At 62.8% G+C, this 13918-nt stretch carries 11 protein-coding genes; 5 read left to right on the top strand and 6 right to left on the bottom strand.

The genetic code is table 11. From position 1 onward, the window contains the following. Positions 1-6 precede the first annotated feature (6 nt). The gene (locus BLW25_RS17950; RefSeq protein WP_092902695.1) at positions 7-768 is read left to right on the top strand and encodes a sulfite exporter TauE/SafE family protein; all 762 of its coding nucleotides are present in this window, start codon (positions 7-9) and stop codon (positions 766-768) included. A gap of 11 nt (positions 769-779) precedes the next feature. Here BLW25_RS17950 and BLW25_RS17945 read toward each other — a convergent pair whose 3' ends face one another. The 3 genes from BLW25_RS17945 to BLW25_RS17935 all read right to left on the bottom strand — a co-directional run bounded on the left by BLW25_RS17945 (position 780) and on the right by BLW25_RS17935 (position 5498). Next, positions 780-1652: a MurR/RpiR family transcriptional regulator gene (locus tag BLW25_RS17945; protein WP_092902693.1), complete on the bottom strand. Its 873-nt coding sequence runs from the start codon at positions 1650-1652 to the stop codon at positions 780-782. Positions 1653-1771: 119 nt separating this feature from the next. Further along, positions 1772-3166: a YncE family protein gene (locus BLW25_RS17940; RefSeq protein WP_092902691.1), complete on the bottom strand. Its 1395-nt coding sequence runs from the start codon at positions 3164-3166 to the stop codon at positions 1772-1774. Between the two features lie 61 nt (positions 3167-3227). Further along, the gene (locus BLW25_RS17935; RefSeq protein WP_092902689.1) at positions 3228-5498 is read right to left on the bottom strand and encodes a FepA family TonB-dependent siderophore receptor; all 2271 of its coding nucleotides are present in this window, start codon (positions 5496-5498) and stop codon (positions 3228-3230) included. 281 nt (positions 5499-5779) lie between these two features. On the opposite strand from BLW25_RS17935, the gene BLW25_RS17930 reads away from it, so the two are divergent. Together BLW25_RS17930 and BLW25_RS17925 are read left to right on the top strand one after the other, a co-directional pair. Next, the gene (locus BLW25_RS17930) at positions 5780-6508 is read left to right on the top strand and encodes a response regulator transcription factor (RefSeq protein ID WP_092902686.1); all 729 of its coding nucleotides are present in this window, start codon (positions 5780-5782) and stop codon (positions 6506-6508) included. Positions 6509-6511: 3 nt separating this feature from the next. Continuing rightward, positions 6512-7855: an ATP-binding protein gene (locus BLW25_RS17925; protein WP_092902684.1), complete on the top strand. Its 1344-nt coding sequence runs from the start codon at positions 6512-6514 to the stop codon at positions 7853-7855. 19 nt (positions 7856-7874) lie between these two features. Here the strand turns inward: BLW25_RS17925 and BLW25_RS17920 are convergent, their stop codons facing one another. Both BLW25_RS17920 and BLW25_RS17915 read right to left on the bottom strand, forming a co-directional pair. Continuing rightward, a complete protein-coding gene (locus tag BLW25_RS17920) occupies positions 7875-8192 on the bottom strand; it encodes a hypothetical protein (protein WP_092902682.1) in 318 nt (105 codons plus the stop codon). Positions 8193-8681: 489 nt separating this feature from the next. Then, positions 8682-9242, bottom strand: coding sequence for a TetR/AcrR family transcriptional regulator (locus BLW25_RS17915; protein WP_092902680.1), 561 nt, complete (start codon positions 9240-9242; stop codon positions 8682-8684). Positions 9243-9324: 82 nt separating this feature from the next. Here BLW25_RS17915 and BLW25_RS17910 point away from each other — a divergent pair, with 82 nt between their 5' ends. After that, positions 9325-10839 (top strand): MFS transporter, encoded by a 1515-nt coding sequence (locus BLW25_RS17910; RefSeq protein WP_092902678.1) that lies wholly within the window; start codon positions 9325-9327, stop codon positions 10837-10839. Between the two features lie 310 nt (positions 10840-11149). Here the strand turns inward: BLW25_RS17910 and BLW25_RS17900 are convergent, their stop codons facing one another. After that, positions 11150-12463 carry an MFS transporter gene (locus tag BLW25_RS17900; protein WP_092902674.1) on the bottom strand — a complete coding sequence of 438 codons (1314 nt, stop codon included), beginning with the start codon at positions 12461-12463 and terminating at the stop codon, positions 11150-11152. 243 nt (positions 12464-12706) lie between these two features. On the opposite strand from BLW25_RS17900, the gene cyoA reads away from it, so the two are divergent. Then, the gene (gene cyoA, locus BLW25_RS17895) at positions 12707-13906 is read left to right on the top strand and encodes a ubiquinol oxidase subunit II (RefSeq protein WP_092902672.1); all 1200 of its coding nucleotides are present in this window, start codon (positions 12707-12709) and stop codon (positions 13904-13906) included. Positions 13907-13918 lie beyond the last annotated feature (12 nt).

Below are 13918 nucleotides of genomic sequence, written 5' to 3'. Positions count from 1 at the left end.
GACGAAATGCCGATCCTTGAGACGCCTGCCGCGCTGATCGCCACTCTGGTCGCGGTGATCCTTGTCGGGCTGTCAAAGGGGGGGCTGGGCGGCATGAGCCTGCTGGGGGTCCCGGTCATGGCGATGGTGATGTCGCCGGTGACGGCGGCCGCGATCCTGCTTCCGGTGCTGGTGGTGATGGATATGGTCAGCGTTGCGAACTGGCGCAAATGGGTCGACTGGCGGCTGATTGCTCTGTTCATGCCCGGGGCACTGGCGGGGATCGGCATTGGCTGGTTCACCGCCGAGATGGTCTCGGATGCCGTGGTGCGGCTGATCGTGGGTCTGGTGTCTGCCGCTTTCGTGCTGCGTGTCCTTGGCCAGCATCTGATGCAGCGCGAGGTGCAACCGCGCGGACAGCGTCCGGTCCAGGCGCAGTTCTGGGCCGGAATCGCGGGCTATACCAGCTTTGTCGCTCATGCCGGCGCGCCGCCTTTGCAGATCTATATGATGCCGCTGAAGCTGGATCCGAAACTTTACACCGGCACGCTGGTGATGTTCTTCGCGATCACCAATGCGCTGAAACTGATCCCCTATCTCGCACTGGGCCAGTTCGGCGCCGAAAACCTCATGGCCTCGGCGCTGCTTTTGCCGCTTGCGGTTGTCTCGACCTGGGTGGGGGCCTGGTCGGTCCGGCGGATGCGGGCTGATATCTTTTATCTGCTGACCTATGTCTCGGTCGCCCTGGTCGCGGTCAAGCTGATCCGGGACGGGCTGGCGGGGCTATAGATCAGGGGGCTTTAAGTGCCCGTTACGGTCGGGATACGGGGCGCCTCGACATTTTGTTGCACCCGCGCCGCCACGGCGACGGTCAGCGCCTGCGCCAGACACATCGGTGCCGCCAGCGAGCGTGAGAAAGTATAATCATGTTCCGGCACCGGAAAGAGCACGGTCGCCGATTTCGCCAGCGGTGACAGGGTGCTGTCCGAGATCGCCACGATCCCCACGCCGCGCGCGCCGGCCTCTTCGACGATGGACACGACCTCTTTCGCGTAAAACCGGAACGAGACCGCCATCAGCACATCCCTGGGCCCCATGGTCCGCGCGACATAGGTCGACAGCCCGCCCGCCGAATCCAGAAGGATGCAGCGTTTTCCGATCATGGTCAGCTGGTAGCGCATCAGCTCCACCACCGGGAGAGAGCGCATCTGACCCACAAGGTAAACCGTCTCGGCCTCCTGGAAGAGGGTCGCGGCATGGACCAGATCTTCCTGGCGGATATCGTTCAGCATTTCCTGCAGCGAGGCGATATCGCGCACCACCAGATCGCTGAGGAAGCTCAGCTCAGAGCGCCCGCCCGAAGTATGCAGCTCGGTTTCCAGCAGTTTGACCCGGGCCTCGAACCCCGGCGCAGCGGTTGCTAGGCGGCGCTGGAACAGCGCCTGTAACTCTTTGAAACCCTTATATCCCAGGGCCTGGGCAAAGCGCACAAAGCTCGACGCATGGATGCCACAGCGCTCGGCAATCGCATTGACCGATTGCACCGCGACCTCATTGGGGTTCTGGGTCAGGAAAACCGAGATCCGCTGATAGGTCTTGCTCATCTGATCATGGCGCTCATGGATGAGGCGGATCAGCTCTTCATAGTCTTTCGGCGGCATCATATCGGTCATGCGGAGGTCTCCCGCCAGTATTTTGCAACAGGTTTTGCAAAAATCCAAGAGCCATTGCAGATCCGGGCGCCGCGATGTGGGGCCCCGACCACAGCCGGGACCCTGTTGTTCTTGCGATATTATTGTGCCGGCGTCAGGCGCCAGAGATTGTCGCCGGTCGGATCGTCTTCGCCGCGCGCCTTGTTCACCGCCCAGATCCGGCCCTGGCCATCAGCGCGGAGCTGGTTGGTCGAATTCCCGGCGTCCAGATTGGCCAGGATTTCGCCCTGACCATTGACCACCGTGATCGTGCCCGCGCCGCGATTGGCGATATAGGCGGCATTCGAGGCTGCGTCATAGGTGACGTTCAGCGGCTGCGCGCCGACCGCCACATCATGGATCACTTCGCCTTTCGCGACATCGACCACCAGCACATTGTCCGATTGCTGCGAGACGACAAAAGCAAGGCCCTGGGCCGCATCATAGGCCACACCGGCGGCACCTTTGGCACCGGGCAGCGCGATAACTCTGACATCGCCCGATTTCAGGTCGATCACGGCAAGCTCATTGGTGCTCATCGAAACATTGACCAGGATGCCCGAGGCCGGATCGATATCCAGCGCCATCGCCGACCATGCGCCGCCGCGCTCGCCCGAGGTGATGGTGATCGGTGCCAGCTGCTCCAGCGTCGCAGTGTCGAACACTTCGATATTGCCGGTGCGGGTGGCCGAGGCATAGGCGCGGCCATTCGCCTCGTCGATCACCACATCGCGGGCATGGTTGACCGAGCCCGGCGCGAATTGCCGGACCAGCGAAAGGTCGGATTGCTTATAGACCGAAATGGTGTCCTGCCGGGTGTTCGTCACCCAGACATTGCCATTCACATCATCAACGCCCACACCGTAAACCGCGAAAAGCCCGGCTTCCTCGCCATTCTCGCGCGCGGGTGCGGCCTCGGGTGTGACCTGGGCCAGCTGTTCCAGCGTATTGGCATCAAGCTTGGTCAGCGCCGATTGTTTGACCGGCGGGCGGCCGACGGCCGAGGTCACGAACACCGCATCCGAGGCTTTCGAATAAGCCACCTGATAGAGGCCACGCGTCACCGGACCATTGGCGATGGTGAATTTATCTGCGCCCGAAAGCGGCACTTCGGGCGAGATTTTCAGCGTCACCACCTCGGCGGCGGCGGGCTTCTCGGCAATCACCAGGATCGGCTGCAGCCCGGTTGCTGCATCGGCATCGACTTCAAGGTCAAAGCTGAATTTGCCCTCGGCATCGACCAGCAGCGGGCCGTTGGCGTTCAGGACATTGGGGCCGCGCATCAGGGTGATTTCCTGATCAGGGATCAGCCCTTCGCCCGAAATGGTGACCTTGCTGCCAATATAGACCGGCGCGCCGCGTTCAGAACTGGCGGCGCTGACGCGGCCCTGGAAATCCCGGACCGGGGTAAAGACGGTCTCGGCCGAGACCGGGCCAGCCAGCAGGATCGCAAGGGTCGAGGCGCTGAGAAGCGGGCGGAATACTTTGGAAAACATGATGTTTCTTTCTGACAAGAGGGTGCCCGGCCGGATCGTCCGGCCGGGACATTTGCATCGCTCAGAAGGATTTGGTCAGGCCGACATAGAAGGCGCGGCCGGGCTCGTTGAAGGTATTGGAGCCACCGCTGGTCTCGGTGCGGTAGATCTTCTTGTCCAGGAGGTTGGTCACACCGGCGGTCATGCGGGCGGTCTCGGTGACATCCCAGTTCATGCCAATGTTGAACAGGGTATAGCCGCCGCGCTCATTGGGGTCGGTGGTGACCGCACCGGACACCGAGCTGATCGCCGAAGGCTGAATCGGGCCGTAATGGGTGGCGCCGAGCGTGAAGCCCAGATCGTCGCGGGCCTGCCAGTCAAGCGAGGCATTTATCGTGTAATCGGGAACCAGCGAAAGCGGCTGGCCGGTCGATTTGATCTTCGAGTCGATCATATAGGTGACATTGGTGTTCAGCGAGATCGTGTCGCTGAGCCGGGTGGCAAAATTGCCCTCGATCCCCTCGACCACAGCCGGCCCGGTGTTTTCCCAGCGGAACAGGCGGTTGGTGGTGGCGCCGGGGTTTTCCTGGATCTGGCCCGACTGGATCTTGTTCTTATAGTCATTGTGGAAATATGTCAGGCTGGCATTGATGCCGTTATCGCCCTCATAGGCGAACCCGATTTCCTTGTTGACGCTGATCTCGGGATCAAGATCGGGATTGCCGACCACAAAGCAGGGGCCGGTCAGGCGCACACCATTGACCCAGGGACAGCCATTGCCGTTGGTCGTATAGACATAGCCCGGGTTCAGCTGGAACACGTTCGGGGTCTTGAAGGCGCGGGCGATGCCGAGCTTCATCTTCCATTCATCGCTGAAGCGATATTCAGCGTTCAGGCTGGGCGAGGCATTGCCGCCAAAATCGCTGGAATAGTCGTAGCGCAGGCCTGGGGTGATGATCAGATTGTCCGACCATTCGATATTGGCTTCCGCATAAAGCCCGACGCGGTTCATCGCGAGAACCGGGTCGCGGCTGGCGGCATTGTTGATCAGCGTCGGGTCGGTGATGGAGCCGGGCAGGCTGGTGACGATCGAAACCGGATCGTCGATCTTCTCGCGGCGGAATTCACCACCCAGCGTCACCGTCGCGCCGCGGCCGAAAAGATGCATCGGCAGGATCCATTCCGACTTGGCGGTGATGTTCTCCAGCTTGATGGTGCGGAAGGCGAAGCTGTCATTGACGCCATCACCATCGGCATCGGCGCAATAGCTGATCCGGCCCTCGCCTGCCCCCGCGACGCCTTCACAAAGCCGCGTATTGGTGGTGTTTTCCAGCTGGATAAAGCTGTTCGATGTGCCGAAATCATAGTCGCCGCGATGGGTGATTGCGAAGGTGCGGCGGTACATCTTATTGGTTTCGGTGCCGATAAGCCCCAGGTAATCCTCGACGATATGGGGCTGGGTGGCCGAGTTCGCCGGCCAGCTGCCAAGCTGCGAGTCGCCGGCGAATTTATTGCCCTGGCGCGAGAAGTTCATCTCGAAATCCAGCTCGTGGTTCTCGGCGACCTTCCAGGTGGCCAGAGCGCCGATGTCTTTGTTCGAAACACCTTCTTTGCCGGCCAGGGGCGTGGCACCGGTCGCGGTCGGAGGGTTGAGATCGGCCGCATCGCCATTGGTCTTGTTATAGCCGCCGAAGATCCGCAGGCTGAGCCTTTCGCCCACCGGGCCCGCCAGCATGAAGGACCCGCGATAGCTGTCGCCTTCCTTGCTGTTATCGGGCGCGGTGTAATGCAGCCCGACCTGACCGGTAAAACTGTCAGGGCGTTTGGTCACGATATTGACCACACCGCCCGAGGCGCCCGAACCGTAGCGCGCCGCCGCCGGGCCGCGAATGACTTCGATCCGCTCGATCAGCTCTGCCGGAACCCAGTTGGAATCGCCCCGGGTGTCGCGCTCGCCATTGCGGCCCATCTTGACCGCATTGCGCGAATTGACCGGCTTGCCGTCGATCAGGATCAGGGTGTTTTCCGGCCCCATGCCGCGCAGGTCGATCTGGCGCTGGTTGCCGCGCTGACCCGAAGCCGAGGCCCCGGTCAGGTTGACGCCCGGCATCTTGCGCACGACTTCCGAGATGTCATTCATCACCGGGGTCTTTGCCAGATCTCCGGCGGTGATGGTCGAAACGCCGAGCGCCTGTTTGATCTGGTCTTCGGCCGAGAGAACGATAGTGCCGAGTTCGACCGCCTCGTCTTCTTCCGTGCCCGACTGGGCAAGGGCCGGGGTCACCGAAAAGCCGGTGGAAAGTACCAGTAACAGCGCCGTGCAGGATGCAAGGCGCGATGAATGGGTCTGCATCACAAGACTCCGTGGAATCGGGGTTTCTGGCTGGCTGAATGCGGGCTTTGGCCCGGTTCATGCCGCGACACCCGGGCGGGGCAAGCCGTTTGCGACAGAACTGTCGCGAACTGTCTCTGGCTGACGGGTTTAGCCGGAATTGTCCTGGAAATTCACTCAGGAATGTGACAACCTCGCCACGTTGTCCGGGCCGGTGGCCGGGTTTACTATGGCCCTGGCTCCGGTCGGGGGAATCTCCAGGACATCATTCCGGAAGCCGAGGCTCCGGGGGCCCAGGGCGAATGCAGAAGACATCCATACCGAAACTGCTGGTGGTCGATGACGCCGCCGATATCCGCGATCCGCTTTGCCACTATCTCGCGAAGAACGGGTTCGAGGCGGTCGGCGCCGCATCGGCGGATGAGGCGCGGGCGGTTTTGCACGATGAAACGATCAGCCTCATCATCCTTGATCTGATGATGCCGGGCGAGGACGGGCTGAGTTTTTACCGAGCACTGATGAACAGCAGTACCGGCGGGCGCATTCCGGTAATCATGCTGACGGCGCTGCACAGTGACGCCAATAAGATCCGGGGCCTCGATCTGGGTGCTGACGACTATGTGACCAAGCCCTTCAATCCGCGCGAGCTTTTGTCCCGTATTCATGCCGTTTTGCGGCGGGGCAGCCTCGCAAAACCCGGTCCGGCGCGGGAAAGGCGACGTTTTGCCGGGATCGTGCATGACCCGCAGGTACAGGCGTTGCTGCTGCCCGATGGGGCCGAGGTCGGGCTGACCTCGGGCGAGAACCGGCTTCTTGAGGCGCTGCTTGATCATCCGGGTGGCGTCCTGAGCCGCGAGGACATCGCAAAGCTGATCAGCCGCAAGGGGGATACGACGACGATGCGTGCCGCCGATAACTGCATTTTCCGGCTGCGGCGCAAGCTTGGGGACAATGCCCGGGCGCCGAAGATCCTGCTGACCGACTGGGGTGGCGGCTACCGGATCGTTGACGATGTCCGGCCGGACGGCTGAGGCATGTGGCTTCGTCTCCCCGACAGTATTCATGGCCGTTTCGCGCTTTTGCTGATTGCCTCGCTGCTGTTTTGCAATCTCGCCGCCGCCTGGCTTCTGGCGCAGGAGGGGTCTGCCTTTGATCAGGCGATCCGGGTGCAGCATGATATGGGCCGTCTGGTCGCGCTGATCGACACGATTGAAGAGACCGACCGCGAGACTGGCGAAGCGATCGTCACCCGGTCGATGACCGGCTACACCCGTTTTTCCATCGAGTCTGAGCCCTTGACCCGCAATGCGGGGGACGAGCTGGGTGATATCGCCGATGAGATCCGCCGTGCACTGCCTAACCATGTGATCCGCGTGACCCGGCCCGTCGCCCGGCAAAGCGCCGACCTGCGCAGCCCGGCGCTTCTGATCATTTCGGTCCAGCTGGCCAAAGGCGTGCGCGATGGGGAATGGCTCAATTCGCTGGTCTATCCGTTGGGCCTCTCGGCTGTCTGGCGGCAGAAGTCGACGTTTTTCATCCCGCTGATTGCCTCGCTTTCGGTGGCCCTGGCGATCGGGCTTTTCTTCCTGCACCAGATGACGCAGCCCCTGAAAAAGCTTGCCGGGGCTTCGCTGGCGGCAGGGCGGGGCGATCATTCGGTGCGCCTGACCGAAACCGGCCCGCGCGAGATCCGCGATGCGGCGGCGTCGTTCAACACGATGCAAAGCCAGATCGCCGCATTCGAAGAGGACCGGCGCCGGATGCTGGCGTCAGTCGGCCATGACCTGCGCACGCCGATCACCAGCCTGCGGTTGCGCGTCGAAGGGGTTGATGAGGATGCGCTGCGCTTGCCGATGATCCGGATCCTCGAAGATATGACGGTGATGACCGATGATATCCTGCGCTACACCACCGGATCCGGGCCGGAAGAAGAGCGCCGCGAGACCGATCTGCGCGAGGTGCTGGCCGATCTTTGCGCGGGGGCGGGGGTGCATCTCGCAGCGCATGAGCCGGTACTTGCTCCGGTGCAGGTGGTGGCGATCCGCCGCGCGGTCGGCAATCTGATCGACAATGCGCTGCGCTATGCCGGTTCAGCCCGGGTAAGCCTCGACCGGATCCGGGGCGCAGCGGTGATCACGGTCAGCGACCGTGGCCCGGGGATCCCGGAGAACCGGCTTGCCGATGTGCTGCAGCCCTTTGTCCGCGGCGAGGAAAGCCGTTCACGCGAGACCGGCGGCATTGGACTTGGCCTCGCGATCACCCGCAAGATCGTCGCGGCGCATGGTGGCACGATGGTTCTGAGGAACCGGGCAGGCGGCGGCCTGGAGGTGGAATTGCAGCTGCCCTCAGGCCCGGTCCAGCCCGGTCTGGCGGGCTGAGCCCTTCGCGGAACGGTAATCAGCTTTTACCCCCAAAAAGGCGGGCCCAGAATCCCGGTGGTTTCCCGGCTTCGGCATCCGCCGCCGTTGCGGCAGGCTGGCTGCGCGCGGCGCGGCCCTGGCCTGCTTTCACCTCAAGCGCGGCCCGGCCAGCATCGCTCAGCCGGTAGCGCCGCGCGGTGACGATATGCAAGAGGCCAAGATCGGTCAGCCGCTCGGCCAGGGCGATCACCTCTTCGCCACGCGGATCGTCTTTCAGCGACAGGATCCCGTCCGGCGCGGTTTGCGCCTCGGAAAGCAATGCCCTCTGGGGCGCAGTGATACCCTGTTTCGTCATAGCCCAATGGTCATGGCGCACCGCCTGTTCCCTGACATCTGCCCCCCGCGATCTGCCTTGCGGTCAAGTTTACCCCAATGCAGTCCGAACAGCAGTGCAAATCTCGATGAGCGGTGTGCGGGGAGATCGGCCAATGTCGAACACCACGCCCCGTGTCAGCGGCAGGCTGTTCGGGCGACCGATCATATCGGCCTGGCGCCGCTTATAGTCCTTCCAGGCGTCCGGGCCCTGCGCGATCCCGGAAGCAAGGCCGCTGGGATGCTGTCATGCACGCCCGACGGTGCCCATCGCGCCAAAGGCAATCACCCGCAGCACCATGTCGAGCCGGGCCGGAGGCTGGAAAGAGGCGCAGGATGGTCATGGGCAGATCCGCTGCATATACCGCAAAAAGGGGCGCCAGCAGCTTAGCCAAAGCGCGTGTCCGGAACATGTGCCGGATTGAACTGGGGTGATGCCCTTGTGGAATGATCCGCTGCGGATGCGCCCCTTTCAGGGCTCCTTATCCCCCTGACCGCCCGCAAGGCGTGAAATGCCGTCAAAGATCTGTTGCCAGGCGGCGTCATCCAGCCCGATCAGCCCAAAGCTCTTTAGGAAAAACACCCCCTCGCTGGCGAGAAAGGCAATGGCGGCGTCGCGGTCTTCGGGGCGGCTGACATCAAGCCCGCCCAGCCGCCTGTCATACCAGGCCCGGGTTTCAGCCACCTGATCCGGGCTTTGGAAAATCGCGGTCATCATCATGGCCGAGCGGGCGAAATCGGCATCGGCGGTGGCAACATTGGCGCGAACATGGCTTTGAACCACAGCCTGTGGCGTCGGATCAGGGCCGAGGCCGCCCAGCACATCGGTCTCGAAACTGTCCGACCAGCGGTCGACCATGGCGCGGATCAGGTTCTCCTTGGTGCCAAAGGCATATTGTACGCCGCCGCGCGTCACCCCGGCGGCTTTGGCCAGAGCGCCAAAGCTCAGCCCAGCCGCGCCTTCAGCCGCGACAATTGCTTCGGCCGCATCAAGCAGTTTCTCGCGGTCTATGCTGCGCGGGCGTCCCGACATCTTGGCTCTTTCGTTTCAATGCAGTTGTATTTATATTGCGGCCGGGGCGCATGACGCCCTCACCGAGTAACGGATCCTTCCGATGTCTGCCGCCAATCGCTGGCTTGTTCTTGCCATTATCTCAAGTGCTCTGTTCCTGATCGTCATTGATATGACGGTTCTCTATACCGCATTGCCGCGCCTGACCCATGACCTCGGTGCTACGGCAACCGAGAAACTCTGGATCGTCAATGCCTATCCGCTGGTTGTTGCCGGGCTTTTGCCGGGGCTGGGGACGCTCGGCGACCGGCTGGGTCATAAGCAGATGTTCCTTGCGGGGCTCTGCGTGTTCGGCCTCGCCTCGGTGGTCGCCGCTTTCTCGCCTGCGCCCTCGATGCTGATCTTCGCAAGGGTGCTGCTGGCGATCGGGGCCGCGATGATGATGCCGGCCACGCTGTCTCTGATCCGGCTTACTTTCACCGATGAGAAAGAGCGCGCGTTCGCCATCGGCATCTGGGCGGCGGTCGCCTCGGGGGGGGCAGCACTTGGCCCGGTGGTGGGCGGCGTGCTGCTCGAATGGTTCTGGTGGGGCTCGGTCTTTCTGATCAATGTGCCGGTGGTGGTCCTGGCGCTGATTGCTGGCTCTATTCTGCTGAAGCGGCGCCCGGGTAATCCGGACAGCCCCTGGGATCTGGCCGGTTCGGTTCAGGTGATGGTCGGGCTGGTTGGTCTCGTCTTTGCCATCAAGGAACTTGCCAAACGCGAGCCGGATCTTCTGGCGCTGGCGCTTTCAGCGGGGATCGGGGCGCTGGCCATGTGGATCTTCCTGCGTCGCCAGCTGCGCGCGACCCGACCGCTGATCGATTTCAGCCTGTTCCGCAATGCCCGGTTTTCGGCCGGTGTGGTGACGGCGCTGACCGCTTCGGCGGCGCTGATCGGGTTCGAACTGGTGTTCAGCCAGCGTCTGCAGCTGGTCGACGGGCTCTCGCCGCTGGAGGCCGGGCTGCTGATCCTGCCGATCCCGCTGGCCTCGTTCCTGTCAGGGCCGCTGACCGGGCTGGCGCTGCCGCGTCTGGGCGCGTCAAAGGTGCTCTGGGGGTCGCTTCTCTTGTCGGGCTTCGCGTTGGCGGCCTATCTGGCGCTGCATCAGGGGCCGGCCTGGGCCTGGCTTGCGGCCCTGACGTTGATGGGCTTCGGCATCGGCGCGGCGATGACCGGCGCGTCGGTCGCAATTATGCTTTCGGCACCGGAAGAGCGGGCGGGCATGGCGGCCTCGGTCGAGGAAGTGTCTTATGAACTGGGCGGCGCCCTTGGTGTGGCGCTGCTGGGCAGCCTGATGTCGGCACTTTACACCCGCGGCCTCGTTCTGCCCGAAGGCATCTCCATCGCAAACGAGGCGCGCGACAGTCTCGACGAGGCGCTGATCCTCGCGGCCAGCCTGCCGGAGCGTGAGGCCGATCAGGTGGTCACCCTGGCCCGCGCGGCCTTTGAACAGGCCTTCACCGGGGTCACCCTGGCGGCCATTCTTGCCCTGATCCTTGCGGGGCTGGTGATCCGCCACAAGACCCGCGACCATGCTGCAGCAGAAAAGGGCGAAGAGATCCGCCCGCATGCCTGACCGAAAGACCCGGCGCGGCGCCTGCCGCCGCGTCGGCCCTCCGCCGAAGTTGCGTCGGATCGTCATCACCGGGGAGGGGCTGCGGTTATCAGCTGCCGTGTTCTCTGGTGGCCTGCCCCATGTGGTGGAAGCCCCATCTGCCGACATGTACTGGTTCGGCGGCAATGACACCCTTACGGGCAGAATCCCTGCCGACAGGCTCAATGGCGCCACGGGATACGACATGCTCTGTAGTGGCACTGGCTTGTGCCTGTGATCAGATCTCAGGCACTGCCCCGAGATGCCGCGCAGTGCCTGAAACGGGCCTGGCTCAGCCGGCGGCGCGGAATTCCAGCCGGCCGGCGATCCAGATCGCGATGATCGAACAGACCGCCCCGGACAGCAGGTAAAGACCGGCGGCGGGCAATCCAAGCCAGGAGGCAAGGAAGAGCGCCGTGATGGGCGCGAAACCGGCGCCAAACATCCATGCCAGATCCGAGACGATGGCCGAGCCTGTATAGCGGTTCTTCGCCCCGAACAGCGCGCCGACAGCGCCCGAGCTTTGCCCGAAGCTCAGCCCCAGAATGGTCCAGCCCAGCAGCAGATAGACCACCTCACCGGTACGCCCGCCCGACAAAAGCACCGGCGCCGCGATGGCGAAAAGCCCGATCAGAATGGCGGTGGCCTGCAAAAGCCGGCGGCGCCCGAATGTATCGGCAAGCCAGCCCGAAAGGATCACCGCAAGGATCCCGTTCGCGGCCGCCCCGGCATCAAGCAGCAGATATTCTCCAATGGTTTCATCGGTGTAAAGGTTGATCCAGGACAGCGGGAACACCGTCACCATATGGAACATCGCGAATGTCGCCAGCGGCACGAAAATGCCGAGGATCACGGTGCTGCCATCTTCGCGCAGCGTCTGCCCGACCGGCGTCGGTTGCAATTCGCGCGAGGTATAGAGCTCCTGGAATTCATGCGAGGCGACGATGCGCAGCCGCGCGAACAGCGCCACCACATTGACCGCGAAAGCCACGAAGAACGGATAGCGCCAGCCAAATTCCATGAAATCCTGCAGGCTGAGGCTGTGGAGCAGATAGGCGAACAGCAATGTCGCCACGATCAGCCCGATCGGCGCCCCCAGCTGCGGCACCATCGCGTAAAGTCCGCGCTGATGTTCCGGCGCGTTCATCGCCAGCAGCGATGGCATTCCGTCCCAGGCGCCGGCCAGCGCCAGGCCCTGACAGATCCGCAGCACGGCCAGAATGACCACCGCCCAGATCCCGACCGTCTCATAAGAGGGCAGAAGCCCCATCGCCACCGTGGCAGTTCCCATCATGAAAAGCGCGATGGTCAGCTTTGCCACCCGCCCGATCTGCCGGTCGAGCCACATGAACAAAAGCGAGCCGATGGGCCGCGCGACAAAGGCCAGCGCCAGCAGACCAAAGGACATCAGCGTGCCCGAAAGCGGATCGGTGAAAGAAAACACCAGTTTCGGGAAAACGATCACTGCGGCGATGGCAAAGACGAAGAAATCAAAAAACTCTGAAGCGCGGCCGATGATGACGCCGACAGCGATGTCAGAGGGCGACACCGAATGGATCGCCTCGTTGCTTTTATCGCTGCGGCCAGTGGCGGAAGGGTTCGACATCTGAATGGGGTCCCGGCTGGTTCAGGAATTGGGCAGGATCGGAAGCGCCGGATCTGCCCCGGCCCCCTTTTGCAGGGGTCGCGGTGGGGCGCCTGTACTCACTTGCCCCTGAATACGGTATATCCGGCATATGGCAAAACGCCGCATGTTCTGCGCCGCCGCATGACGTTAGGCGATAGAGGCGAGGGGGCCTGGCAGTCAGGCCCGCCCAGCGTGACCACTTCGGCAGATGAAGGCAGTCATATGAAATCATTTATAAAATCCCCGGCGATTCTTCTGATGGTCGCGGTTCTGGCGCTGGCGGGATGCAAGGCAGAAGTGCTGGCCCCGGCAGGTGACGTCGCCGCACGGCAGCGCGATCTGCTGGTGCAGACAACGCTTCTGATGCTTATCATCATCGTGCCGGTGATGTTGCTCACGCTGTTTTTCGCATGGAAATATCGCAGCAAAAACAAAGAGGCAGACTATCAGCCCGACTGGGATCATTCGACCAAACTCGAACTGGTGATCTGGGCTGTGCCGCTTTTGCTTATCATCTGTCTGGGCGCGCTGACCTGGGTGGGGACCCACCTTCTGGACCCGTATCGGCCGCTTGATCGCGTAGATGTGAACACCCCCGTCACCGAGGAACACGAGACCCTGAAGGTCGAAGTGGTCGCGCTCGACTGGAAATGGCTGTTCATCTATCCCGACCAGGGGATCGCCACGGTGAACCGCCTTGTGGTGCCCGAAGATACGCCGGTCGAGTTCAGCCTGACCTCTTCCACGGTGATGAATGCCTTCTACATCCCCGCCATGGCCGGGATGATCTATGCGATGCCGGGGATGGAGACCAAGCTCCATGGCGTGCTGAACGAGCAAGGCGAATACAAAGGGATCGCCTCGCATTACTCCGGCGCCGGGTTCTCGGGGATGCATTTCGTGACCACGGTGACGGATCAGGCCGGGTTTGACGGGTTTGTAGCAGAAACGAAGGCAGCGGGCGGAATGCTTGACCGCGACACCTATCTTCAGCTTGCGGCCCCAAGCCAGAACGAGCCGCCGCGTGGCTATGCCGGGGTCGATCCGGTGCTGTTCGCGCGTGTGGTCAATATCTGTGTCGAAGAGGGCAAGATCTGCGTCGCCGAGATGATGCAAATCGACGCGGCAGGCGGTGCGGGGCGTGCCGGCATCCTGAATCTGATGCCGCGATATGCCAGCGCCGATGGCCGCAGCCTCGTGATCCCGGTGCTCGGCGGCAATGCGAACATGATCCAGGGTTTCTGTGGCCCGGATGAAGAAGCCAGGATGCTGAGCCAGCGCGTCGTTATCGCGCCGCGCGAAGTCACCGCACCCGGCCCGATGCGCGGTGCCGGTCTGACCCCGCCGTCAGGCCTTTTCGGCCGGGCCAACACCCAGTTCAGCCAGATCGCGCCGGAATCGGCTGCGGGCGAAGATTTCTGAAAGGACGCTGAG

This window comes from Rhodobacter sp. 24-YEA-8 (assembly GCF_900105075.1).
Lineage (GTDB): Bacteria > Pseudomonadota > Alphaproteobacteria > Rhodobacterales > Rhodobacteraceae > Pseudogemmobacter.
This window is presented reverse-complemented; position numbering and strand designations above follow the sequence as displayed.

Excerpts from the sequence above, each read along its gene's own strand:
- BLW25_RS17950 (WP_092902695.1), top strand. The coding sequence starts at position 7 with ATGCCGATCCTTGAGACGCCTGCCGCGCTGATCGCCACTCTGGTCGCG.
- BLW25_RS17945 (WP_092902693.1), bottom strand. The coding sequence starts at position 1,652 with ATGACCGATATGATGCCGCCGAAAGACTATGAAGAGCTGATCCGCCTC.
- BLW25_RS17940 (WP_092902691.1), bottom strand. The coding sequence starts at position 3,166 with ATGTTTTCCAAAGTATTCCGCCCGCTTCTCAGCGCCTCGACCCTTGCG.
- BLW25_RS17935 (WP_092902689.1), bottom strand. The coding sequence starts at position 5,498 with ATGCAGACCCATTCATCGCGCCTTGCATCCTGCACGGCGCTGTTACTG.
- BLW25_RS17930 (WP_092902686.1), top strand. The coding sequence starts at position 5,780 with ATGCAGAAGACATCCATACCGAAACTGCTGGTGGTCGATGACGCCGCC.
- BLW25_RS17925 (WP_092902684.1), top strand. The coding sequence starts at position 6,512 with ATGTGGCTTCGTCTCCCCGACAGTATTCATGGCCGTTTCGCGCTTTTG.
- BLW25_RS17920 (WP_092902682.1), bottom strand. The coding sequence starts at position 8,192 with ATGACGAAACAGGGTATCACTGCGCCCCAGAGGGCATTGCTTTCCGAG.
- BLW25_RS17915 (WP_092902680.1), bottom strand. The coding sequence starts at position 9,242 with ATGTCGGGACGCCCGCGCAGCATAGACCGCGAGAAACTGCTTGATGCG.
- BLW25_RS17910 (WP_092902678.1), top strand. The coding sequence starts at position 9,325 with ATGTCTGCCGCCAATCGCTGGCTTGTTCTTGCCATTATCTCAAGTGCT.
- BLW25_RS17900 (WP_092902674.1), bottom strand. The coding sequence starts at position 12,463 with ATGTCGAACCCTTCCGCCACTGGCCGCAGCGATAAAAGCAACGAGGCG.
- cyoA (WP_092902672.1), top strand. The coding sequence starts at position 12,707 with ATGAAATCATTTATAAAATCCCCGGCGATTCTTCTGATGGTCGCGGTT.